The following is a 22,011-nucleotide window of genomic DNA, read 5'->3' as shown; positions in this document are numbered from 1 at the left end:
GCGCTATCGACAAAGCGTTGTGTTTGTCAGCTGCGAAGAAGGAAGAGTATGAAGCAATTTGCTACGTCCGTCAACTCCTTCTTTTTTCTCGCTTCACGCTGCATTTGCATGCGTCGTTCAGCGAGGGGGCGAATTATAGCCCTGCCCTGCGCGCGCCGCAAGGGCTATTTTCCCGCGCCGTGAAACGCCCCTGGCATCGCACTTGCTTATACAGCCCCATGCACTGCCCACCGAGGGGAGCAACCCTGGGCCTGGCTGCAACACTGGGGGACAGCCCGGCTCGCTTTGCTTTGCTCCCATTTGTGACAGGTGCTACATTATGGAACACTCTCGATATTCAAAAGAGCGCCGCAGTACAGGGCCCAACGGAGGCAACGAGATCATGTATCAACCGTCAGCTACTTACCGTAGCGCACCGTTTTCGTCCATCGCGGACGCGAACACTTTGCCGGCAGGACAGGACAACGTCCCCGTCATCATCGAAACTTCCCATCAGCGTTCCGTCGCTTTTGGCCTGTCGCCCACGGCCACGCCCGACTTTACGCCAGCCGGCAAATCCGACCTGTCCTTGCTGATAGAGCAAAACCGCATGCTGCACACGCACGCGCTGCCCGCGATGGAAACCCTGTACCAGCAAATCGTCAACACGCACAATATGGTGATCTTGACGGATGCCAATGGCGTGATCGTGCATTCGCTGGGCGACGATGATTTCCTGGAGAAAGCCAACCGCGTTGCCCTGCAGCCAGGCGTAGCGTGGTCGGAACAAAGCCGCGGCACGAATGCCATCGGCACGGCCATCACGGAAAAAGTACCGACTTTGGTCCATGCGGACCAGCATTACCTGGCTGCCAATCACTTTCTGACTTGTTCTGCGGCACCGATTACCGACCACCGGGGCAATGTCATCGGCGTGCTGGACGTCTCGAGCGACCAGCGCAGTTTTCACAAGCATACGATGGCCCTCGTGCGCATGTCGGCCCTGATGATCGAAAATCAGCTGTTTTCCGCCACCTTCGAAGACGCCATCACCGTGCACTTCCACGCGCGCCCCGAATTCATCGGCACATTGATGGAAGGCATCGCCTCGTTCACACCGGGTGGGCGGTTTTTATCGGCCAATAAAAACGGTTTGTTCCAGCTGGGCCTGTCATTTGCCGCACTACAATCGCACACGTTCAGTTCCCTGTTCGGCTTGCCTGTTTCCGCCCTGTACGAGCATTACCGCACGGCCTCACCCGGTTTGCTGAACCTGTGCATGCACAGCGGCGTGCGCGTGTATGGGCGCGCGCAGTTGAGCCTGTCCAATAGCGTCTTCCAGCACGGCTTTACTACCAGCACCGATCACAGCGACATCAACGCGGTGCCGGCGGCGATCCCCGCGCCGGCCAGCCATGCGGCCAACGCGGCGCGCCGCCTGTCTGGCCTGCGCTACCTGCGCACGGGCGATCCGCAACTGGAACTGGTGATCGAAAAGGTCAACAAGGTATTGGGGCGCGATATTCCCATCCTCGTCATGGGCGAAACAGGCACGGGCAAGGAATTGCTGGCGCAAGCCATCCATAACGATTCGCCACGGGCCATGGGACCGTTTATTGCCGTCAATTGCGCGTCGATCCCGGAAACCCTGATCGAGTCCGAACTGTTCGGCTATGAAGACGGGGCGTTTACGGGCGCGCGCAAGAAAGGGGCGATCGGCAAGATCCTACAAGCCAATGGCGGTACCCTGTTCCTCGACGAAATCGGCGACATGCCTTTCGGCTTGCAGGCACGGCTATTGCGCGTGCTGCAGGAACGCATGGTCACGCCGCTGGGCAGCAGCAAATCGATCACCGTCAATGTGGAACTCATTTGCGCCACGAATCACAACTTGCGCGAACGCATGGCGAAGGGACTATTCCGCGAAGACTTGTATTACCGATTGAATGGCCTGGTGGTGAAACTGCCGCCCCTGCGCGAGCGCACGGACCTCGACACGGTGGTGAAGAAAATCCTCGCGACGGAAGCGCCCGACACGCGCTACACGGTGGCCCCTGACATCCTGCGCCTGTTCCACCAGCATAAATGGCCTGGCAACTTCCGCCAGCTGACGAACCTGTTGCGCACGGCCATCGTCATGGCCGGCGACGAGCATGAAATCTGTTTGCGGCACATGCCCGATGATTTCCTCGACGATATTGAGATGACGCAAGCGACTGCCGCCAGCGCCAGCACGGACCGCATGATCGCGGCCGGCGCCAATCTGGAAGAGATGGAGCAAAGCGTGATCCTCAAATCGCTCGATGCCCACGGCGGCAACGTTTCGGCCACGGCACGGGCCCTGGGCGTGTCGCGCAACACGATCTATCGCAAGGTGCCGCACCTGAAATAGCCTAGAGTAGACGGGGAAAGCCCGGCGACATCTTGCGCCGGCCCTGCTTGTCGATGGTCATCAGGTCGACTCCGTCCATGCGCGCGGCCATCGCATGCGCACGCGCCGCCCCCGTCACCATGAAGGTTGTCGACAAGCCATCGGCCAGCAAGCCGGTAGGCGCCAGCACGGTCACGCTGGCCAGTTCGCCCGGCGAATCGCCTTTCGCAGGATCGAAGATATGGTGATGCACGAAGTCGGGCGTGAACGTGCATTCGTAATCGCCCGACGTGGCCACGCTGCGCCCCTCCACTTTCAAGGTGGCCGCCAGGATTTCCGCATCACGCGGGTCCTGGATGCCCAGGGTCCACGGGCGCCGGACGGCACGCTGCCCGCGCGCGACGAACTCGCCCGTGTCGAGCAGCGCGTGCCGCACGCCGCGCGCCTTCACGGCCGCCAGTGCCATGTCGGCCGCGTAACCTTGCGCCAGCCCATTCAGGGTCAGCGCCATGCCGGGCTGAAGAAAACGCACTTCGCGGCGATCCCACGCCAGTTGCCGCCAGCCTACCCGCGCCTGCGCTTCGCGGCGCAATGCTTCCGCCGGCAAACTTGTCTGATCTGCCGCCGCGCGAAACAGCTGCCATAACGGTTGCACGGTGATATCAAACGCCCCGTCGCTCCATTGCGACAAGGCTCGCGCCTGCGCCAGCACCGTCAGCAGATGGGCATTCGGCCGGGCCAGGCGGCCATCGCGGTTCAGCTGGAAGACTTGGCTGGCAGGACTGTAAATGCTCATCAGGCGGTCGACACTCCTGGCCGCATGCAAGGCGTCTTCGATGGCCAGTTCGGCCTGGCGCTGGTCGTGATGCAACACGGTGACGGCGACCGTCGTGCCAAACGCCAGGGCGGCACCTTGATAAGGGCGCACGCCGGATGCCGTAGCCGTGCCGCGCGCCATACTGCCAGGCAAGATCACGCCCGCCATGCCGGCCACGCTGCAAATCGCTGCGGAAATAAAGGTTCTACGCTGCATTGCTGCTCTCCTCTGCCGTGGCCCGGACGATGGGAATGGTACGGGCGCGCTTGATTTCCAGCATCAAGGGTGCGCATTTTTCATCGCTGGCATAGATCACCACGCAATCCATGCATTGAAAACACTCGCCGTAATCGACTTTTCCGCTCGGCGCGATGGCGTGGTGCTCGCAACGGTGGCGGCAAGTCTGGCATGGCGTGCCGCATTCCTTGCGGCGCGGAATCCAGTTGAACAGGCGAAAGCGTCCCAGCAACGCCAGCGCCGCGCCAAACGGACACAGGTAGCGGCAAAAGAATTTATAGGAAACACTGCTGAGCAGCAGCAAGCCCACGGCATACGCGACGAAGGGCCAGGCGCGCACGAAGTTCAGGGTAATGGCCGTCTTGAACGGTTCCAGTTCCACCAGCTTGTCCGTGATCTGGCTGGAAAACATGCTGCTGGCCAGAATGGCCGCCAGCAAGCCATACTTGATCCATTTCAAGCGCCCATCGAGGCGCGGCTTGATCTTCCACTGCGGCAAGCGCAGCCACTGGCCCAGCTTGCCCGTGAATTCCTGCAGGGCGCCAAACGGACACAGCCAGCCGCAAAACGTGCCGCGGCCCCAAATGAACAGGCTGAGCAGAACGAAAGCCCAGAGAATCACCGTCATCGGATCGAACAGGAAAAAGCCCAGGCTGCGCCCCGCCAGCAGCGCCTGGATCAGCCCTGTGATGTTGACGATCGACAATTGCCCCTGGGCGTAATAGCCGATGAAGCCGATGGTAAACAGCAGGAACAGGCGGCGGAACCATGCAAATTGCCGGCCATTACGCACCAGGCGTTTCTGCCAGGCCAAGGCGCCGGCCAGCAGCGCCAGCCCGGCCAGCAAGATCAACAGCTCAGTCTGGCGCCCCTTCCACGTGCCGCGCCAGCTGGCATCGTCGCCTTGCGGCGCTGTATAAAACCCGGCCGGCAGACGGTAGCTGAAATCGACGTTGCGCGCGATGCGCTCCGCATACACGATGCCCTTGCTGCGCGTGATGGGGAGAGCAAATGCCAGCGGGCTGGCCGCATCAAGCCCCGCCTGGCTGATGACGCGCAATACGGCGATATTTTCAGTCGGTAACGGTCCCGCATCGGACAGGCTCAATTCCAAGTCCAGGTCGCGCATGTCGATGGGCAAGCCATCCTGCTTCAGCAACAACCGGTCCGGCACGGTGCCGCGCACGAAATCGTCGCCCAGCACGCTGTAGCGCCCGCGCGACATGACGAGGATGGCATGGTCGCCCTCGTCGAGCCGGTTGCGCAGCTTGTTCCAGCTGCGTTCCGTCAACAGATTGCGTCCCACCGTGGGCACGGAGACATAGGCCAGATACAGGTCGACGAACAGGCCGTCCGGCGCGCGCGTCGCTTCCGCATCAAGTCCCGCGCCGGGACTGCCCGCAAACAGGGTTTCGACGTCCTTGTTGCTCAGGCGCACATGCTGGATCAAGCCCTGCTCAAGCATCTTTGCCACGCTGAGTTTCTCGAACACGTCCATGCGGATGCGGGCGATCTGGTCCGGATCGCGCCCCTGCGCGAAGCCGAGTTTCTTGCGCGACACTTTCAAGGCCGAGGCCAGCACGCTCTGGTTGATGATGCGCACGGAAGCCGTCGCCTTCGACACGCCGTCGATATCAGCGTGCGTGGCATCGGCGGCGCGCTTCTTCCTGGCATCGATGGCGATATTCTGTTTCAACGACAGGCCCTGGTACTGTTTGACGAACTGGAACAGCGGCGCTTCACCTAGGCCATCGAGAAACACGGGTTCGTGCTGCGACAGCACGGCCACGTCGAGAAAACTACCCTGCGGATTGATGGCGATCAATAAATTGACGGGAACGCCGGAAAAGCCGGGAATCGGCGCCAGGTCCACCGACTCGAAGACATAGCCGACCAGTTCCGTTGCCGTGGCGTTTTGCTTGAACAGGGGCCAGACGGGCAAGTCGGCTTCCTTGTCGCCGACGACGAGCGGTGCAGGGAAGCGCCGCGCCAGCTCGGCCTTGGTGAGTACGCCGGCCCACGCCTGTCCCAGGATAAACAGGAATAGCCAGCATCCGATGAATAACCGCATTATCCGCATGCATTGCACTCCGTGCGGCGCCGCAGCTTCCGGCGCCGCATTCATTGGTTAGAAGAAAATAATGCCGCCCAGGGATCCGCCATTCATCTTCGCTTCGCCGCCCGTAAAGCCTTTCGAGCGCGTCTGGCCCAGCTCCCCCACGAGGGTGATCGCACTGTTGAGCGAGTAATACGCACCGAGGGTCAGGTTGGCGTTCGACTTCAAACCGCCCGTGCCGGCCGTGTTGTCGTCGTTCTTGCTGATGCCGTAGGACAAGCCCAGCTTCAGCTTGTCCGTCGTTTTATACGTGCCTTGCAGCAGCCAGTTCTTCGATTTGGTATCGCCCTGGTCCGCATCGGACAAGATGCCGAGTCCCTTGCCGCCCTGGAAGTTGACCAATACGCCGGCCGGGCCCATCTGGTAGGAGCCGCCCACTTCCACGCCGCGCATGGTCAGGTCATCGACGCCAGGCGTTTTCGAGGTGAATTTTTGCGACTTCACGCCGAGCCACGCTTTCAAGCCTTCCTGCGCATACGTCAGCTGCGTCTGCACTTGCGGACTGGACTTCGATGAATAGGTCGAGCCTGCCACGATGGGCGTATCCGATACGGGGCTGACCAGCGCCACGTCGGCGCCAAATCCGCTGGACTTCGGCGTGCTGTACATGATCTGGCCATAGTTGCCCAGATAGGTATAGCCGGCGCCGATATGGCCCAGCGTGACGCGGCCCCGCTGTGTCGCCTGCACGGGCGCGCCCGAGCCCAGCAAGGTCATGTCGGACAGGATCGCATTCGCGCCGAAGATGCCGTAGTCGCGGCCCAGCTTGAAGGTGCCCATTTCCGCATTGCCGAACGTAAAGAAGGCCTGGCGCACGTCGACCACGCTGTTCTGGCTGATGGCGCTGTCCGTGGCCGTCGAGTTGTAGATACCGATCAAGGCTTTCACGTCGTACTCGCCCAGGCGCGAGCTTGCCGAGGTGATCAAGCCATTCGGCAGCAGGCCGTTGCCGATGGTGGTGCGGTCCTTTTCGCCGCCGCAACCGAGCACCTGGCCTCCCAGCGCCAGCCCGCCCACGGCATCGCCCGAACACGACACTTGCGTGTAATAGGCGTTGACGATGCCGCCTACCGACACGGTCCAGTCGCCCGCCTTGATATCGACGGCTTGCGCCTGCCCCACCGCTGCGATTGTCATGACACCCACGCTCCCCAGCTTGCTCAATGTGTTCATTGCGTCTCCTCTTTCTTCTCTGTTTTTAGTGTGCACATCAGTGATTGATGTACCTCAAGCTTTGGCAATAAGCGTGCCCAGCACGGCTCACAGGGAGAAAGAGAAATGATGTGTTTGACGTGTGCAGCAGCGGATCAATCACCCCGCACGGTGTTCCTTTTTTGACCGCCGGCACATTGATCGAACGCCTGCGTAAACAAAAAACTGACGGCCTGGGCCGTCAGCAAAAAGAAAGCACCCGGCGGACAGGGAGACACCCATCCGTGTGGCCCGGGCGCTTCACCCCGTTACTTCGACGCCAGCTTGAAGACCCACACGGAACCGCCCTGTTCCAGGAAGTTGACCTTCTTCGCCACCTCGCCGCCCCACAGCGGCACGGCGCCGCCCCAGCCAGAGACGACGGCCACGTATTGCGTGTCGCCATCCTGCCAGGTGACGGGCGGCGCCACGACGCCGGAACCCGTCTGGAATTTCCACAGTTCCTTGCCCGTCTTCGCGTCGACGGCTTTCAGGAAGCCTTCCGGCGTGCCGTAGAACACCAGATTACCGGCCGTGCTCATCACGCCGCCCCACAGCGGCGCGTTGTTCTTGATTTCCCAGACGATCTTGCCCGTCTTCGGATCGATGGCGCGCATGGCGCCGATGTAGTCTTCAAACAAGGGCTTGATGGTAAAGCCGGCGCCGAGGAAGGCGCCGCCCTTCTTGTAGCTGATCGGCTCGTTCCAGATGTCCATGCCCCATTCGTTCGCGGGAACGTAGAACAGCTTGGTTTGCGGCGAGTACGCCATCGGCATCTGGTTTTTTGCCCCCAGGAAAGCCGGCGCGGCAAACACGGTCGTGCCCTTCTTGCCTTCTTCTCCCTTGGTCGGGTCGCCAGGGCGGCCGGCGGCGATATAGTTCGGCCGGCCCGTCTTCAGGTCGATGCTGCTGGCCCAGGTGATTTTCTTGACGAACGGAAAGGCATTCTGCAGCTTGCCGTTGGCCGCATCGATGACGTAGAAGAAACCGTTCCGGTCGGCCTTGCCGCCATAGCGTTTGCCATCCATGTCGAAGGTGACGAACTCGTTGGCGCCGTCGAAATCCCAGGCATCGTTTGGCGTGTTTTGATACGCCCACTTGATCTGCCCCGTTTTCACGTCCAGCGCCACGGTGGACGACGAGTACAGATTGTCGCCGGGACGCAAGTGGCTGTTCCACGGCGCCGGGTTGCCGGTGCCAAAGTAAGCGAGCTTGGTCTGCGGATCGTAGGTGCCGCCCATCCACGTCGAGGCGCCGCCCGTTTTCCACAGGTCGCCCGGCCAGGTCTTGTTCACGGTACCGGACACGCCGTTATCGATGGCCTTGCCGTCCTTGTCGTAGCGGTGGCCCATATGGCCCTCCACCGTCGGACGGCTCCACACGAGGTCGCCCGTCATCGGGTTGCGCGCCTCGACCCGGCCGACGATGCCGAATTCGCCGCCCGACACGCCCGTCAGCAGCAAACCTTCGGCGATCAGCGGCGCCGCCGTCATCGAGTAACCGGCCGCATAGTCGTCGACTTTCTCCTTCCAGACGATCTTGCCCGTATTCTGGTCCAGCGCCACCAGGTAGGCGTCCAGCGTGCCGAAGATCACCAGGTTGCCGTACAGGGCGGCGCCGCGGTTGACCACGTCGCAGCAGGGCATGATGCCGTCCGGCAAGCGATGCTCATATTTCCACAGCTTGGCGCCCGTTTTCAGGTCGACGGCAAAGATGCGCGAATACGATGCCGTGACGAACATCTTGCCGTTATGAATCAACGGCTGCGATTCCTGGCCCCGCTGTTTTTCGCCGCCAAACGAGAACGACCAGGCCGGCACCAGCTTGGCCACGGTGTTGTCATTGATCTGCGTCAACGGCGAATAGCGCTGGCCCTGCGTGCCCATGCCGAACGACAGCACGCTGGACGGATTCTTCGCCGTGCTGTCGAGCATGGCGGTGGTGACATTGCCCACGTCGGCCGCCTGGGCCAGCGATGCCAAGCCCAAACCGATGAGTATCCCCATGATGTTTTTCTGCACAATCATCTCCCTCTGTTTTATTAGTATGTGTGTGTATCAAGTCTTGCGGTGTTCATGCGGCTGGGCATGCAACAAGGCGCACTCTTCATCGGTGAACAGGCGCGAGCGCGTCAAAAAGCGCTTGCCCGTGCCGTTGTCGAGTGAAAACATGCCGCCATTGCCATCGACCACATCGATAATCAACTGGGTATGCTCCCAGTACTCGAATTGCTCGAGTCCCATGTAGAACGGTGCGCCATTCAAATTGCCGAGATAAATGTCGGTATCGCTGACATCGAACTCGCCCAGCGCGTAGCACATGGGCGCACTGCCGTCGCAGCAGCCGCCCGACTGGAAAAACATCAGCGGGCCGTGACGCTGGCGCAACTTGTCCATCATTTCCAGCGCCGCATCGGTGGCGACCACCCTGGCAATTGCTGCACTCATGGCATCCCTTTCTGCGCGCCGCGCCTGGACTACGGGCGCGGCGCCTGTTGCCGGTTTAGAAGAAGCCCAGCGCTTTCGGGCTATAGCTCACCAGCAAGTTCTTCGTTTGCTGGTAGTGGTCGAGCATCATCTTGTGGTTTTCGCGGCCGATACCCGATTGCTTGTAGCCGCCGAACGCGGCGTGGGCCGGATACAGGTGGTAGCAATTGGTCCACACGCGGCCCGCCTGGATGGCGCGGCCCATGCGGAAGGCGCGCGAACCGTCACGCGTCCACAAGCCGGCGCCCAAGCCGTACAAGGTATCGTTGGCAATCGCCAGCGCTTCAGCTTCATCCTTGAAGGTGGTCACGGACACGACCGGTCCAAAAATTTCTTCCTGGAAGATGCGCATCTTGTTGTGCCCCTTGAACACGGTCGGACGCACGTAATAGCCGCCTTCCAGGTCGCCCGCCTGCGTGTTGCGCTCGCCGCCAGCCAGCACTTCGGCGCCTTCCTGGCGGCCGATGTCGAGGTAGGACAGGATTTTTTCCAGCTGCTCCTGCGACGCTTGGGCGCCGATCATGGTGGAAGAATCGAGCGGATTGCCCTGCTTGATGGCGGCCACGCGCTTCAGGGCCCGTTCGATGAATTTCTCGTAGATCGATTCCTGGATCAGCACGCGCGATGGGCAGGTGCACACCTCGCCTTGATTCAGCGCGAACATCGCAAAGCCTTCCAGGCACTTGTCGAAATACTCGTCGTCCGCATCCATCACGTCTTCAAAGAAGATGTTCGGCGATTTGCCGCCCAGCTCCAGGGTGACGGGAATCAGGTTTTGCGCCGCGTAGCCCATGATCAGGCGGCCCGTGCCCGTTTCGCCCGTGAAGGCGATCTTGGCGATGCGCTTGCTCGAGGCCAGCGGCTTGCCCGCTTCCAGGCCGAAACCGTTGATGATGTTCAACACGCCCGGTGGCAGCAGGTCGCCGATCAGCTCGATCAACACCATGATGGAAGCGGGGGTCTGCTCGGCCGGTTTCAGGACGACGCAATTGCCGGCGGCCAGGGCTGGCGCCAGTTTCCACACGGCCATCAGAATCGGGAAATTCCACGGAATGATCTGGCCCACGACACCCAGCGGCTCGTGGTAGTGGTAGGCATAGGTTTCCGCATCGATTTGCGCGACGGAACCTTCCTGCGCGCGGATGCAACCGGCGAAGTAACGGAAATGGTCGATGGCCAGCGGAATGTCCGCGTTCATCGTTTCGCGGATCGGCTTGCCGTTATCGATCGTTTCCGCCGTCGCGATCAAGCTCAGGTTCTGTTCGATGCGGTCGGCGATGCGGTTCAGGATGTTGGCGCGCTCGGCGGGCGAAGTCTTGCCCCAGGCCTCCTTGGCGGCATGCGCGGCATCCAGCGCCAGCTCGACGTCTTCCGTCGTGGAACGGGCGATTTCGCAAAACGGCAAGCCCGTGATCGGCGTAATGTTAGGAAAGTATTCACCTTTTACTGGTGCAACGAATTTGCCGCCGATGTAATTGTCATAGCGTTGTTTGAAGGGATTGGCTACGCCCAGTTTGCTGATGTCTGCGAGATTCATGTCGTCCTCTATCGGGTTAATTAGAATGGAGTTACTTAATTAAAATCAAACGTCCTGGTACAGATGGGGTGAGTACACCGAGTCTTCCGCAAATGCCGTGCCAGCTCGCCATCCCCCTACCCAACTTAGCGGGTTTTACCTCTGTTGCAAGGGCCTGGTGGCGATATCGGCGGGTTCAATTGCTGCCGTAGCGCCCCATCGCCGCTGCACAATGGAACAGGTGTACCAGACTGGAACACCTGCCCTGTACCACTACCGAATCACCACGCCCCACGGCAATTCACCGACGGCAATATCGGCCAGCTTGCGCGCGCTGGCCGTGTCGATGACGGAAACGCTGTTCGAGCGGCCATTGGCCACGTACAGCTTGGCGCCGTCGGGCGTGATGGCCATGTTCCACGGACGCTTGCCGACTGGAATGGTGGCCGTCACCTGGTTGCTGGCCGTATCGATCACCATTACCGTGCCGTCGATACCGTTCGAGACATATACCTGCCTGCCGCCGGGATGGACGGCGATGCCATTCGCATTCTTGCCGGCGGGAATGGTTGCGACGGCCTTGCGCGCGGCCATGTCGATCACATAGACGGCATTGACCAGTTCGCACGCCACATAGGCGCGGCCCGAGTCCGGACTGAAACCGATGCCGCGCGGACGCAGTCCCACGGCGATGGAAGCCACCTGGCGGCGTTGCGCCACATCAATGACGTCGACTTGCTCGGCCTCTTCCGCACTGACCAGCAGCCAGCGCCCATCGGGGCTGAACACGGCATGTTCCGGGTTGCGTCCCTGCACCTTGATATCGGCAAGCAAGACGCCAGTGTGGCCATCGAGCAAGGCCACGCTATTGTTTTCCTCGACGGCCACGGCCACGTGACTGCCGTCCCGGGAGGCGCTGACGCCTTCGGGCGACTTACCCAGCGCTACGCTGCGCACGGGCACGCCGGTCACGTTATCGATCAGCAGCAAGGCGCTGCTGGCCGCATCCGTGACAAACAATTGCCGTCCGCTGGGGTCGGCGGCGATGCCGCGCGGCCGCTTGCCGGCCGCGATCTGGCGCACGACCTGGTCGGTCGCCGTGTCGATCACGCTCACGGTGCCCGATTTTTCATTGGGGACATAGGCAAATGGAGCGGCCTGGACGGCGGTGCTGGCGAGCGCGGGCAGCAGCCAGCACACCTGGAGAAAGCGCGAGAAGAAGTTGGGCATAATCACCTTTTCAATGGCAAAACACAGGAAAAGCGCACGCTAGCGGCGCATCTGATAATTGCTGCATGCAAACGCCGTGCCACTGACACGCGTATAATTTCCGCCCACCAATGGAGACATGGCAGGCATATTGCTTGATACAACTATGCAGACCTGCGCCGCGCACGCGACCAAGCAGGCTTTTATTCACATTGGAGAATCCGCATGCAGCATCGTTTCCGCCTGAACACCATCGCCAGCCTGTTTGTCGCCGGCAGCGCCACCCTGGCCCCCCACGTTTTCGCCGCCGAGTCCGCTGACTTGGCCGCCGGGCAACTCATGGATACGGTGGTCGTCAGCGGCAGCCGCATCGCCCACCCCAGCCAGGAAGTGCCGGCCTCGATCGACGTCGTCGACAGCGCCCGCATCCAGGAGGGTCAAATCCGCGTCAATGCCTCGGAAGCGCTGGCCGCCGTGCCGGGCCTGGTCGTGCAGAACCGCCAGAACTACGCGCAGGACTTGCAGATCTCGTCGCGCGGCTTCGGCGCACGCTCGGCCTTCGGCGTGCGCGGCGTCAAGCTGATCAGCGATGGCATTCCCGCCAGCATGCCCGACGGGCAAGGCCAGGCCGCCACCTTCAACCTCGATACGGCCGAGCGCATCGAAGTGCTGCGCGGACCGTTCTCGGCCATCTATGGCAACCACTCGGGCGGCGTGATCCAGCTGTTCTCCAGGGATGGGCAAAATCCCCCATCCGTCGAACTGAACGTAACGGGCGGCAGCTTCGGCACCAGCAAGGTGGACTTGACGGCACAAGGCCAGGCAGGCGGCATCGGCTACGTGCTCGACGGTTCGCGCTTCCGCACGGACGGTTTCCGCGACCACAGCGCCGCCACGCGCGAACAGGCGTTCGGCAAGATCACCATCAAGCCGACGGTAGACAGCAAGCTGACCATCGTCGCCAACAGCCTGCATCAGGGCAACACGCAAGATCCGCTGGGCGTCACCTGGGCCACGTTTGCCCGCGATCCGCGCGCCGGCGAAATCGATGCGACGGACACGCAAAACCCGAAGCGCACCCTGGCCGAACGCTACAACACGCGCAAGAGCATCGACCATCAGCAAATCGGCGCTACCTATGAACAATCGTTTGGCGAAGACCGCCTGCACGTGACGGCCTACGGCGGCAACCGCGACGTGATCCAGTACCAGGCTTTTACCAAGGGTTTCCAGGCGCCAGCCAGCCATTCGGGCGGCGTGGTCGACTTCCAGCGTGAGTTCTACGGCATCGACACCAACTGGCTGCACGTGAACCAGCTGGCAGGCGGCAAGCTGAGCACCACCATCGGCATCGACTATGGCCGCTCCAGCGATGACCGCACCGGTTATGAAAATTACATCGGCAACACGTTTGGCGTGAAGGGCAAGCTGCGCCGCGACGAGCAGGATGTCGTCTCCAGCCTCGATCCGTATATCCAGGCAGAATGGCAGAGCGGGCCATGGCTGCTCAGCGCAGGTGTGCGCTACAGCAAGATGAAAGTGTCGGTCAACGACCGCTTCCTCGGCAATGGCGACGACAGCGGCAGCCTGGAATTCAGCCACACGACGCCGGTGCTGGGCCTGCTGTATAAACTGACGCCCAACGTCAACGTGTACGCCAGCGCCGCGCGCGGTTTCGAAGCACCCACCCTGAACGAACTGTTTTACTCGGGCACGGGCGGCGGCTTCAATTACCAGCTGAAACCGGCCACCAGCACCAACCTGGAAGCGGGTATCAAGGCCAGGATCAATCACAACACGCATGTGAACGCGGCCGTGTTCCAGATCAAGACCAACGATGAACTGGTGGTCGACAGTTCCAGCGGCGGGCGCACCAGCTACCGCAATGCGGGCAAGACCTTGCGCCAGGGCATGGAAGTGTCGCTCGACTCCAGCTTGCCGTACGGTTTCACGACAAAAGTGGCGCTGACCAGCCTGCACGCCGTGTATGACCAGGCGTTCGGCAGCGTACGCGAAGGCAGCCGCTTGCCGGGCGTGCCCAGCGCAAACCTGTTTGCGGAACTGGCCTGGAAAGACACGCTGGACCGTTTCGGCGCGGCAGTGGAAAGCGTGGCCAGCAACCAGGTCTACGCGGAAGACAGCAACAGCGAAAAACCGGCGCCCGGCTACACGGTGTTCAATGCGCGCTTCAACGCCAAACAAAACGTAGGGAATTGGCGCTTCAAGGAGTTTGCCCGCCTGAACAATCTTTTCGACAAGACCTACGTGGGCTCCGTCATCGTCGGCGACAGCAACAAGCGCTACTATGAAGCGGCGCCAGGCCGTAACTGGTTGTTAGGTGTGAGCGCCCAATACTCCTTTTAAGAACACCTGAGAAAAAGTCCATGGCGGCGTTGCATTGCCTTGTCGTACTATTCGTACTGCCTGCGGCAATGCGCCTTGCCCTGAACATTTTTCAGGCGTTCTCATGAAAAAGCCCGCGCCTCTTCCGAAGCGCGGGCTTTTACCATTCAGCATAGTCTGCTACGGCCGCGCTTCCTTCACGCCATACTTCTCAAAGATGGTTTTCAATTCACCGCTGGCCGCCATCTCGTTCATGGCCGCCTGCAGTAACTTGGCCACGTCGAGCTGTTGCTTGCTGACGGCCAGGCCCACGGCCCAGCCGGCACGCGGCAAGCGGGCGAAAGCCACTTCGCTCAAGGGGAAAGCGGGATCGCTTTTCAGCACCGATTCGATTTCCGACCGGTTGGCCAACACGGCGTCGAGCTGGCCGGCCTGCAATTGCTGCAAGGCTTCGGCGGCCGTATCGAAGATACGCACGTCGTCGCGGTATCTGCCACTGTCCTCGCCCAGCATCAGCATGGCCGCAATCGAGACCTTTTCCACGCCGATACGCTTGCCTGCGAGGCTGGCGACGCCATCGAATTGCGGCACGGCTTGCGCGCTGCGCGCCAGGCGCACGGTTTCCACGTAGTACGGCGCGAAGATCTCGACCTTGTCGTTATCCGCCATCAATTTCTTGTCGACCGGCACGTGCAGCATTACGTCGGCGGGACCATAGCCGAGGTAATGTCCCTTCCACACCATATTGCGCAAGTCGTCGTTGAGGTTTTCGCCGGCGGGAAAGGGCAGCAAGCTCAGTTTCAGCCCCAGCTTTTTCGCCAGCGCTTCGGCGATGTCGATATCGATGCCCGCGCCTTTGTCGGAAAACGGCGCGAACTCGTTATACACAGCCACTTTCAGGCTGCCCGACTGCTGCACTTTCTGCCAATCGGCGCGCGCCGGCGCGGCTGCGCACATGGCCATGCAAGCGAGCGAGAGCATCGCGCGCGCGCCACGGAGTTGAAATGAACGCATGGAACTCCTTCGTTATCAGTTCGACCTAATTAGACTCGCGGCGGGTTTCCAGGTAGGTCTTGATGGCCCACATCGCTTCCTGGTTGAATACGCCCTCGAACGGCGGCATGTACACGGCGCCATTACGCACTTTACCGTGACGGATGGTCGCCAGGAAATAATTATCCGTTTCCTTGTAACACGCCTGTTTCTTTGTCTCATTCTTGATACCGAAGCAATCACGGTCCAGCTGGCGCAAGTCCGGCGCGATGCCGCCCGAAATGGCTTCGATGCCGTGGCAGCGCGCGCAATTCTGGTTATAGGCCGAGGTGCCCACCGTCAGGGCCAGCTTGTTGCCGCGATACGGGTTTTGCTCGAGCCACTTGTCGCCCACCTTGGGCAAGCCCGTGGTGTCGACGCCTTGCGGCGTGACATTGCCGTGCGCATAGGCATGCGGCAAGGTCAGCAGGGAGGTGAGGGCAACGGCGCCGGCGGCGGCCACGCCGAGCAGGGTACGGATGGAATAGGTCATGCTGGTCTCCTTGGTTTTTTTAGTGAATATCTCAAGAAGAGCAAATGCCATGCCATGCGTATATGCCCCACATCGGGCCACCCATGTATCAATTTGGAACAGCTGCAACAGCGATTGTGTCACCGCGCGCGTCAGGCGGCGGCCACCGTGCAGATGCTGCCCCGCGCCTGCTGCTCGAAAGTGATACGCACGGGCAAGAAGCGGGCAATCACTTCCGCATTCGTCAACGCATGCTGCGACACCTTGCTGCAACTGAAGCTACCGCCGCCGGCCAGCGCCATGGGCAGCAAGAGCTGGTCCGCCAGGTGCTCGCCCACGGCCGCGTCCGACTTGAGATAGTCGCGCACCTCGTTCAACAAGCGCTTGGCCACGGATTCGGCCAGCAAGGATTTTTCGCCGAACGACGTAAATACTTCCGTGACGTGCTCATGTTCCAATGTCAGCAACAGGACATTGCCCGGTCCCTGCTCCGCCGGCAAGCCGACGAGGCGCAGCTGCTTGCCGCTCCAGCCCATGCCGTCGGCGATACGCTCGAGCTCACGCTGCGCCACGTTCACATGCACGCCCGCCACCACGCTTTCCGCATACCCGGCCTTCCGCTCGCCGCGCTGCAGCAGTGAAATGGGCCGCAAGCGCTGGCACGGTTGCACGGTGGCCAGCACCTCACCACCACCTGCGGGATGAAAGCCGTAGCGTTGCAGCGTGATATCGACGTCGGCGCCCATCTGTTCCAGGATGCGGCCATACGCGCGCTGCAAAAAATGCACGGGCGGCGCCATGGCATTGTGCGTGCCGCCGCTGATGCGCACGGTAGACGGCCCATCCGCATGCAGCAGGGCCGGCAGCAGGGTTTGCAACACCAGGGTGCAGCTGCCGGCACTGCCGATGGCAAAGCGGTAATCGCCGCCGCCTATGGGGCCAGGCACGAATTCCAGGCTGGCTGCGCGCAGCGCCACCGGCGTCGTGCGCGCCCCGCAAATCGCGGTCGCTGCCTGCACGGCCAGCAAATGCTGGCGCAGCAAGCCGGGCTTTTCCCGCCCCGCGCGGATATTCGTCAGCCGGAACGGCTGCCCCGTGATCATCGACAGGCTCAGCGCCGAGCGCAAAATCTGTCCGCCGCCTTCACCTTGCGCTCCATCAATTTCTATCATCTGTACTTTCTCTTTATTAACCTTTGACGCAAACGACCTGCTTCAGGATATGCACGACGTCGACCAGTTCGCGCTGCGCCAGCATCACCGCATCGATATCCTTGTAGGCCATTGGAATTTCATCGATCACGTTTTCATCCTTGCGGCATTCCACGCCTTGCGTGGCGCGGATCTGGTCGGCCAGGTTGAAGCGCCGCTTCGCTTCCGTGCGGCTCATCGTGCGGCCCGCGCCGTGGCTGCAGCTATGGAAACTGTCCGCATTACCCTTGCCGCGCACGATAAAACTCTTGGCGCCCATGGAGCCGGGAATGATCCCCAATTCTCCGGCGCGGGCCGAGACGGCGCCCTTGCGCGTGACCAGCACGTCCTTGCCGAAGTGGTGCTCCTTCTGCACATAGTTATGGTGGCAGTTGACGGCTTCCACATGCGTCTGGAACGGCTTATGGATGACCGTGCGCACGGCCGCGATCAGGTTTTGCATCATCACTTCGCGGTTGTTGCGCGCGAAACGCTGGGCCCAGCCCACCGCTTCCACGTAATCGTCGTAATGCTGCGTGCCTTCGGCCAGATAGGCCAGGTCCTGGTCGGGCAGGTTGATGAAGTGGGTACGCATATCCTGCTTGGCCAGTTCGATGAAATGCGTGCCGATGGCATTGCCCACGCCGCGCGAACCGGAATGCAGCATGAACCATACAGAACCCTGTTCATCGAGACAGACTTCGACGAAGTGGTTACCGCTGCCCAAAGTTCCCAGGTGACGATAGTTATTCGTGTTCTGCAGCTTGGGCGTTTTCAGGCAGATGGCGTCGAATTCATCCTTCAGCTGCAGCCACGCGGCATCGACCACCGAGGGCGGCGTCTGCCAGGAACCCTCGTCGCGGCCGCGGTGACCGCGCGTCTTCGGCGACATCCCGTGCGGAATGGCGCGCTCGATGGCGCTGCGCAGCGGCCCCAGGTTATCGGGCAAATCATTTGCCGTCAGCGTGGTTTTCGCCGCCATCATGCCGCAACCGATATCGACGCCCACGGCTGCCGGAATCACGGCGCCCAGGGTGGGGATCACGCTGCCGATGGTCGATCCTTTACCCAGGTGGACGTCGGGCATGACGGCGATATGCTTGTAGATGAACGGCAGGGTCGCCGTGTTGCGCAATTGTTTTTTGGCCGCTTCTTCGACAGGCACGCCACGCGTCCACATTTTCACGGGACGGCTGCCTTCGGTATGCAGAACTTCGTATTCTTCGTTTTTCATCGCTATGCTCTTCTTCTATTGTATAGGGGGTGATGACAAGGATTGGTAAAACATTGCCGACGCATCGGCTCTGGATGTAGTTCCACCGGCATTCATCAGTACGACAACCCGACAAGGGGGACAGGATTTTCTGCCAGGCGCACTGCGTCTGGCAGGCCGGTTTGACGCGGCTGATCGATGTAATCCTGTCGGCATTCGGGGTACTGCGGCGCATGACAAACCTGGACAGGACGTCTCTCATGTAGTCTTGTCCGCATTCGTGCGCCTTACTTCAACAAGCTGGTGCCGCGACATCGATGGCGGCGATTTCTCCCACCCAGTGGGCCGGGTCTAGCTGACCGGCGGCAAAGGCGGCGATGATCTTGAAGACGTCGTCGGAAAAACCGCCGATATTCAGGATATCCTCGCGCTCCATCGCCTGTGTCGTAGCATGCGGCGAAATATCGATGCACACCAGCTTTGCCTGCGGATTGCGCTGCTTGAAAACCGTCCACTGTCCCATCGTCGCCGTGGCGCCGCTGCGCTTCGCGTCGATCCACGATTCGTTATCAGACACATAGATCACCAGGTCGGCCAGCTCCTTCCTGCCGTTCATGCGCAGCAGGGGTGCGCTGCAATTGGTGCCGCCACCGCCGATGGCCGCCAGCCTGGCCGCATTCGCCATTACGCTGTCATCGGCGCCAAGTGCGCACTGCACCACGTTGTGCTCGAACGGCAGCACCATGGCGTCCGGATTCTTGCGCAGCATGGCTGCCGCCACCAGAGCCGCCACGTCGATGCAGCGCACGTTCGAGGTGGCGCTGCCGCGAAAACCGCTGACGGGCGAGGCCATCGAGCCGGAAACGTCAGGACACACCACCACCTTGCCGGCGATCCGCGGCACGTTCACCAGCGATATTTCCAGCGCCTGCTCCAGCGCCGCGTGCACGATGCGCGGCACCTTGTCGCCAGCGGCCATGTACGCCGACATCAGCTGATAGGGAAAGACCCGCGCGCGGTCAATCGCCTCGGGATCGCGCAGCTTGGCGGCGATCAGTTCCGGCATGCCATCGATCGCGTACACGCCATGGCGGGCAAAGGTATTCAGATTCATGCGCACCATCTGCCAGCTGCCCTGGCGGGCGATCTGCGCCCAATCCTGCGCACTCAAGGGCAGCGCCGTCAGCATCTGGAACGGCACCTCCGGTATCGACTGCGAAGGATCGGCCTTGTATGCCTCGAACGCGGCCAGTGCCGGCGGCAAGGCATCGCGTTGGTATTCCTTGCCGATCAGCCAGGCAAAGAATGCCTCCCGCCACGCTGCCTGCGGTTTCGGGTGCACCATCTTCACCACGTCGGCCAGCGACGGCGCATTGCCCACGGCGGCGGCCAGCAAGGCCTGCTCGGATGCGTTGTTCAACCATGCCTGTACCAGCTTTTTCGGACGCGATCCCAGCGACTTGCGGCCCACGGCGCCCGAACGCATGATCTGCACGAAGTTGCGCAGCATCTTGCCGTTGTTAATCACGCGCTGGAAGGCCTGCGTAAATTCTGCCGCGCCCTGCCCCGCCAGCACGGCCACCAGCAAGGCCGGCATGTCTTTCATGTAGCCCCGTTCGCGGCAGTACACGGCCGTTTGTGCGATGAAGGCTGGTTCGACCGCCTTGCACAGTTCCAGTACCATCGCCAGCTGCGCTTCGGCGCTGGCATAGAACGTCGTGTTCAGGCAACCGGTGGCAGCATATTGCGCCAGTTGATGCCGTGGCGTCAGTGCATACGCTGGTGCGCCCTCCGCATTGCGCGCCAGCGCCGCTGGCAAGGTTGCGCTCTGTTGTGCGCTCTGGAATAAGTGGGCGTTGGCCATTTTTCGTTCCTCTCTGCTCTCTACGTTTATCTCGTTGGTATCTCCTCTATTGCAAACGCCGTGCCAGCTTTAATAATTTTTCCAAAAACAAATGTAAGTCATTGATTTTTCTGAATAATATTCTCATGCATGCTTTGCCTTGAAACTATCCCATCGATTACGATTTCGAATACAATTATCTTTTTAGATAAATTATTATCCAAGATATGCAAGCAAAACGCACCGTCGTCATCGGTTTTCTCGGCACGCAGCTCGACAATGGCCGAGGAGCGGCACGCTGGGAAAAGTGGCGCCCCAGCGTCGCCCTGACCCAGCATGAAGACAAGATCATCGACCGTTTCGAACTGCTGTACGCCGGCGAGCAGTTTGCCAGCCTGGTGCGCCAGGTGTCGCAGGATATCGCCAGCGTCTCGCCTGAAACCAGGCTGGTCGCCCATGAACTGCCCATCAGCGATGCCTGGGATTTTGAGGACGTGTACGGCGCGCTCTACGATTTCGCCAACAGCTACGCCTTCGATCCGGACAAGGAGGAGTACTGGATCCACATCACCACCGGCAGCCACGTGGCGCAAATTTGCATGTTCCTGATGACGGAAGCCCGCTATTTCCCGGGCCGCCTGGTGCAAACGTCGCCACCGAAGCGGCAGGCCGCCGGCAATCCGGGCAGCTACGCGCTGATCGACCTTGATCTGTCGCGCTACGACCAGATCGCCCAGCGTTTTACGCGCGAGCAGGCCGAAGGCGTGGCCTTCCTCAAGTCCGGCATCGCCACGCGCAATGCCAAGTTCAACAGCATGATCGAGGAAATCGAACGCGTCGCCATCAAGTCAAAAGCGCCCATGCTGCTGATGGGACCGACCGGCGCTGGCAAATCTTTCCTCGCGCGCCGCGTGTATGAGCTGAAAAAGTCACGCCACCAGATCGACGGCAAATTCATCGACCTCAATTGCGCCACCCTGCATGGCGATGGCGCAGCCTCAACCTTGTTCGGCCATATCAAGGGGGCATTCACGGGCGCCGGTGCGGACCGTCCAGGCTTGCTGCGCAGCGCGCACAAAGGCTTGCTGTTTCTCGATGAAATCGGCGAGCTGGGACTCGATGAACAGGCGATGCTGCTGAAGGCCATCGAAGAAAAACGCTTCTTTCCTGTTGGTGCGGATACGGAGGTGCAAAGCGACTTCCAGTTGATCGCCGGCACCAACCGCGACCTGGGCAAGGAGGTGGCGGCCGGCCGCTTCCGCGAAGACCTGTATGCGCGCATCAACCTGTGGACATACGAATTACCGGGTCTGGCGCAGCGAGCCGAGGATATTGAGCCGAACCTGGACTACCTGCTGGCACAGTACGGCGCGGAAACGGGCGAAAGAGTGCGCTTCAACAAGGAGGCGCGCGAGCGTTTCATGCGCTTTGCCAGCCTGCCCACCTCTGCATGGAAGGGGAATTTCCGCGACCTGTCCGCCGCCGTCACGCGCCTTGCCACGCTGTCGGAAGCGGGCCGCATCACGGATAGTGTGGTCGACGAAGAGATCAGGCGCCTGAACCGGATGTGGCAGCATCATGATGGGCGAACCGGTCGTCCGGAAGTGGACCTGGCAGAGCTGATGGGAGAGCAGGCGGCAGCGCAACTCGACCTGTTCGATGCGCTGCAACTGCAGGCAGTCATCCAGGTGTGCCGACAGTCCAACAGCCTGTCCGATGCGGGCCGCAAGCTGTATGCCGTTTCGCGCGAGGCAAAGGCGAAACCGAATGATGCGGACCGGCTCAAGAAATTCCTGGCCCGCTTTGACCTGGAATGGGACAGTATTAGATAACAGAGGCAGCGCACAGCGCTGCTTTTTTTCGTCCAGCATTCTCCCAACGGCGAAGTACCGGAGTCAAGCGCAGGTCGACGTAGGTCGATGTCGGTCGGCGCAGGCCGGTGTAGGTCGGCTTAGCGCAGCGTAAGCCGACAGCACCAGCGGCGTATCCAAGCGCC

General features: G+C 61.1%; 15 protein-coding genes. 3 read left to right on the top strand and 12 right to left on the bottom strand.

Features of this window, described 5'->3' with window-relative positions; genetic code table 11:
* Positions 1–382 precede the first annotated feature (382 nt).
* Positions 383–2,371 (top strand): sigma-54-dependent Fis family transcriptional regulator, encoded by a 1,989-nt coding sequence (locus JAB8_RS11160; RefSeq protein WP_254679498.1) that lies wholly within the window; start codon positions 383–385, stop codon positions 2,369–2,371.
* A 1-nt stretch (position 2,372) separates the two neighbouring features.
* On the opposite strand, the gene JAB8_RS11155 is transcribed toward JAB8_RS11160, so the two are convergent.
* The 7 genes from JAB8_RS11155 to JAB8_RS11125 form a co-directional block, all read right to left on the bottom strand.
* Entirely contained in the window at positions 2,373–3,383 is a 1,011-nt protein-coding gene (locus JAB8_RS11155) for an FAD:protein FMN transferase (RefSeq protein ID WP_070289552.1), read from the bottom strand.
* Positions 3,373–5,475, bottom strand: coding sequence for a 4Fe-4S binding protein (locus JAB8_RS11150; RefSeq protein WP_254679497.1), 2,103 nt, complete (start codon positions 5,473–5,475; stop codon positions 3,373–3,375). The genes JAB8_RS11155 and JAB8_RS11150 overlap by 11 nt, the downstream gene beginning before the upstream one ends.
* A gap of 57 nt (positions 5,476–5,532) precedes the next feature.
* Complete coding sequence (locus tag JAB8_RS11145) at positions 5,533–6,693, bottom strand: hypothetical protein (protein WP_070289551.1); 1,161 nt, start codon at positions 6,691–6,693, stop codon at positions 5,533–5,535.
* A 287-nt stretch (positions 6,694–6,980) separates the two neighbouring features.
* Positions 6,981–8,717 carry a methanol/ethanol family PQQ-dependent dehydrogenase gene (locus JAB8_RS11140; protein WP_070289553.1) on the bottom strand — a complete coding sequence of 579 codons (1,737 nt, stop codon included), beginning with the start codon at positions 8,715–8,717 and terminating at the stop codon, positions 6,981–6,983.
* A gap of 51 nt (positions 8,718–8,768) precedes the next feature.
* Positions 8,769–9,158, bottom strand: coding sequence for a DUF779 domain-containing protein (locus JAB8_RS11135; RefSeq protein WP_070289550.1), 390 nt, complete (start codon positions 9,156–9,158; stop codon positions 8,769–8,771).
* Positions 9,159–9,213: 55 nt separating this feature from the next.
* On the bottom strand, positions 9,214–10,734 hold the full coding sequence (gene adh, locus JAB8_RS11130) for an aldehyde dehydrogenase (RefSeq protein WP_070221751.1): 1,521 nt from the start codon (positions 10,732–10,734) through the stop codon (positions 9,214–9,216).
* A gap of 252 nt (positions 10,735–10,986) precedes the next feature.
* Positions 10,987–11,943, bottom strand: coding sequence for a beta-propeller fold lactonase family protein (locus JAB8_RS11125; protein WP_070289549.1), 957 nt, complete (start codon positions 11,941–11,943; stop codon positions 10,987–10,989).
* A 204-nt stretch (positions 11,944–12,147) separates the two neighbouring features.
* Here JAB8_RS11125 and JAB8_RS11120 point away from each other — a divergent pair, with 204 nt between their 5' ends.
* Positions 12,148–14,286: a TonB-dependent receptor gene (locus JAB8_RS11120; protein ID WP_070289548.1), complete on the top strand. Its 2,139-nt coding sequence runs from the start codon at positions 12,148–12,150 to the stop codon at positions 14,284–14,286.
* A gap of 159 nt (positions 14,287–14,445) precedes the next feature.
* Here JAB8_RS11120 and JAB8_RS11115 read toward each other — a convergent pair whose 3' ends face one another.
* From JAB8_RS11115 to JAB8_RS11095, 5 genes are all read right to left on the bottom strand, one after another.
* Entirely contained in the window at positions 14,446–15,279 is an 834-nt protein-coding gene (locus JAB8_RS11115; RefSeq protein ID WP_070289547.1) for a transporter substrate-binding domain-containing protein, read from the bottom strand.
* Between the two features lie 25 nt (positions 15,280–15,304).
* Positions 15,305–15,790 carry a cytochrome c-550 PedF gene (gene pedF, locus JAB8_RS11110; RefSeq protein WP_070221748.1) on the bottom strand — a complete coding sequence of 162 codons (486 nt, stop codon included), beginning with the start codon at positions 15,788–15,790 and terminating at the stop codon, positions 15,305–15,307.
* 131 nt (positions 15,791–15,921) lie between these two features.
* Complete coding sequence (rtcA, locus tag JAB8_RS11105) at positions 15,922–16,941, bottom strand: RNA 3'-terminal phosphate cyclase (RefSeq protein ID WP_070289546.1); 1,020 nt, start codon at positions 16,939–16,941, stop codon at positions 15,922–15,924.
* A gap of 16 nt (positions 16,942–16,957) precedes the next feature.
* Positions 16,958–18,193 carry an RtcB family protein gene (locus tag JAB8_RS11100; protein WP_070289545.1) on the bottom strand — a complete coding sequence of 412 codons (1,236 nt, stop codon included), beginning with the start codon at positions 18,191–18,193 and terminating at the stop codon, positions 16,958–16,960.
* Between the two features lie 271 nt (positions 18,194–18,464).
* Entirely contained in the window at positions 18,465–20,036 is a 1,572-nt protein-coding gene (locus JAB8_RS11095; protein ID WP_070289544.1) for a TROVE domain-containing protein, read from the bottom strand.
* A gap of 206 nt (positions 20,037–20,242) precedes the next feature.
* Between JAB8_RS11095 and rtcR the strand changes: the two genes are divergently transcribed.
* Positions 20,243–21,847 (top strand): RNA repair transcriptional activator RtcR, encoded by a 1,605-nt coding sequence (gene rtcR / locus JAB8_RS11090; RefSeq protein ID WP_070289543.1) that lies wholly within the window; start codon positions 20,243–20,245, stop codon positions 21,845–21,847.
* Positions 21,848–22,011 lie beyond the last annotated feature (164 nt).

The organism is Janthinobacterium sp. HH106, from assembly GCF_001758725.1.
Classification (GTDB): domain Bacteria; phylum Pseudomonadota; class Gammaproteobacteria; order Burkholderiales; family Burkholderiaceae_D; genus Janthinobacterium.
This window is presented reverse-complemented; position numbering and strand designations above follow the sequence as displayed.

Bases quoted from the DNA above. Each gene is read 5' to 3' on its own strand.
- JAB8_RS11160 (WP_254679498.1), top strand. From the start codon at position 383: ATGTATCAACCGTCAGCTACTTACCGTAGCGCACCGTTTTCGTCCATC.
- JAB8_RS11155 (WP_070289552.1), bottom strand. From the start codon at position 3,383: ATGCAGCGTAGAACCTTTATTTCCGCAGCGATTTGCAGCGTGGCCGGC.
- JAB8_RS11150 (WP_254679497.1), bottom strand. From the start codon at position 5,475: ATGCGGTTATTCATCGGATGCTGGCTATTCCTGTTTATCCTGGGACAG.
- JAB8_RS11145 (WP_070289551.1), bottom strand. From the start codon at position 6,693: ATGAACACATTGAGCAAGCTGGGGAGCGTGGGTGTCATGACAATCGCA.
- JAB8_RS11140 (WP_070289553.1), bottom strand. From the start codon at position 8,717: ATGGGGATACTCATCGGTTTGGGCTTGGCATCGCTGGCCCAGGCGGCC.
- JAB8_RS11135 (WP_070289550.1), bottom strand. From the start codon at position 9,158: ATGAGTGCAGCAATTGCCAGGGTGGTCGCCACCGATGCGGCGCTGGAA.
- adh (WP_070221751.1), bottom strand. From the start codon at position 10,734: ATGAATCTCGCAGACATCAGCAAACTGGGCGTAGCCAATCCCTTCAAA.
- JAB8_RS11125 (WP_070289549.1), bottom strand. From the start codon at position 11,943: ATGCCCAACTTCTTCTCGCGCTTTCTCCAGGTGTGCTGGCTGCTGCCC.
- JAB8_RS11120 (WP_070289548.1), top strand. From the start codon at position 12,148: ATGCAGCATCGTTTCCGCCTGAACACCATCGCCAGCCTGTTTGTCGCC.
- JAB8_RS11115 (WP_070289547.1), bottom strand. From the start codon at position 15,279: ATGCGTTCATTTCAACTCCGTGGCGCGCGCGCGATGCTCTCGCTCGCT.
- pedF (WP_070221748.1), bottom strand. From the start codon at position 15,790: ATGACCTATTCCATCCGTACCCTGCTCGGCGTGGCCGCCGCCGGCGCC.
- rtcA (WP_070289546.1), bottom strand. From the start codon at position 16,941: ATGATAGAAATTGATGGAGCGCAAGGTGAAGGCGGCGGACAGATTTTG.
- JAB8_RS11100 (WP_070289545.1), bottom strand. From the start codon at position 18,193: ATGAAAAACGAAGAATACGAAGTTCTGCATACCGAAGGCAGCCGTCCC.
- JAB8_RS11095 (WP_070289544.1), bottom strand. From the start codon at position 20,036: ATGGCCAACGCCCACTTATTCCAGAGCGCACAACAGAGCGCAACCTTG.
- rtcR (WP_070289543.1), top strand. From the start codon at position 20,243: ATGCAAGCAAAACGCACCGTCGTCATCGGTTTTCTCGGCACGCAGCTC.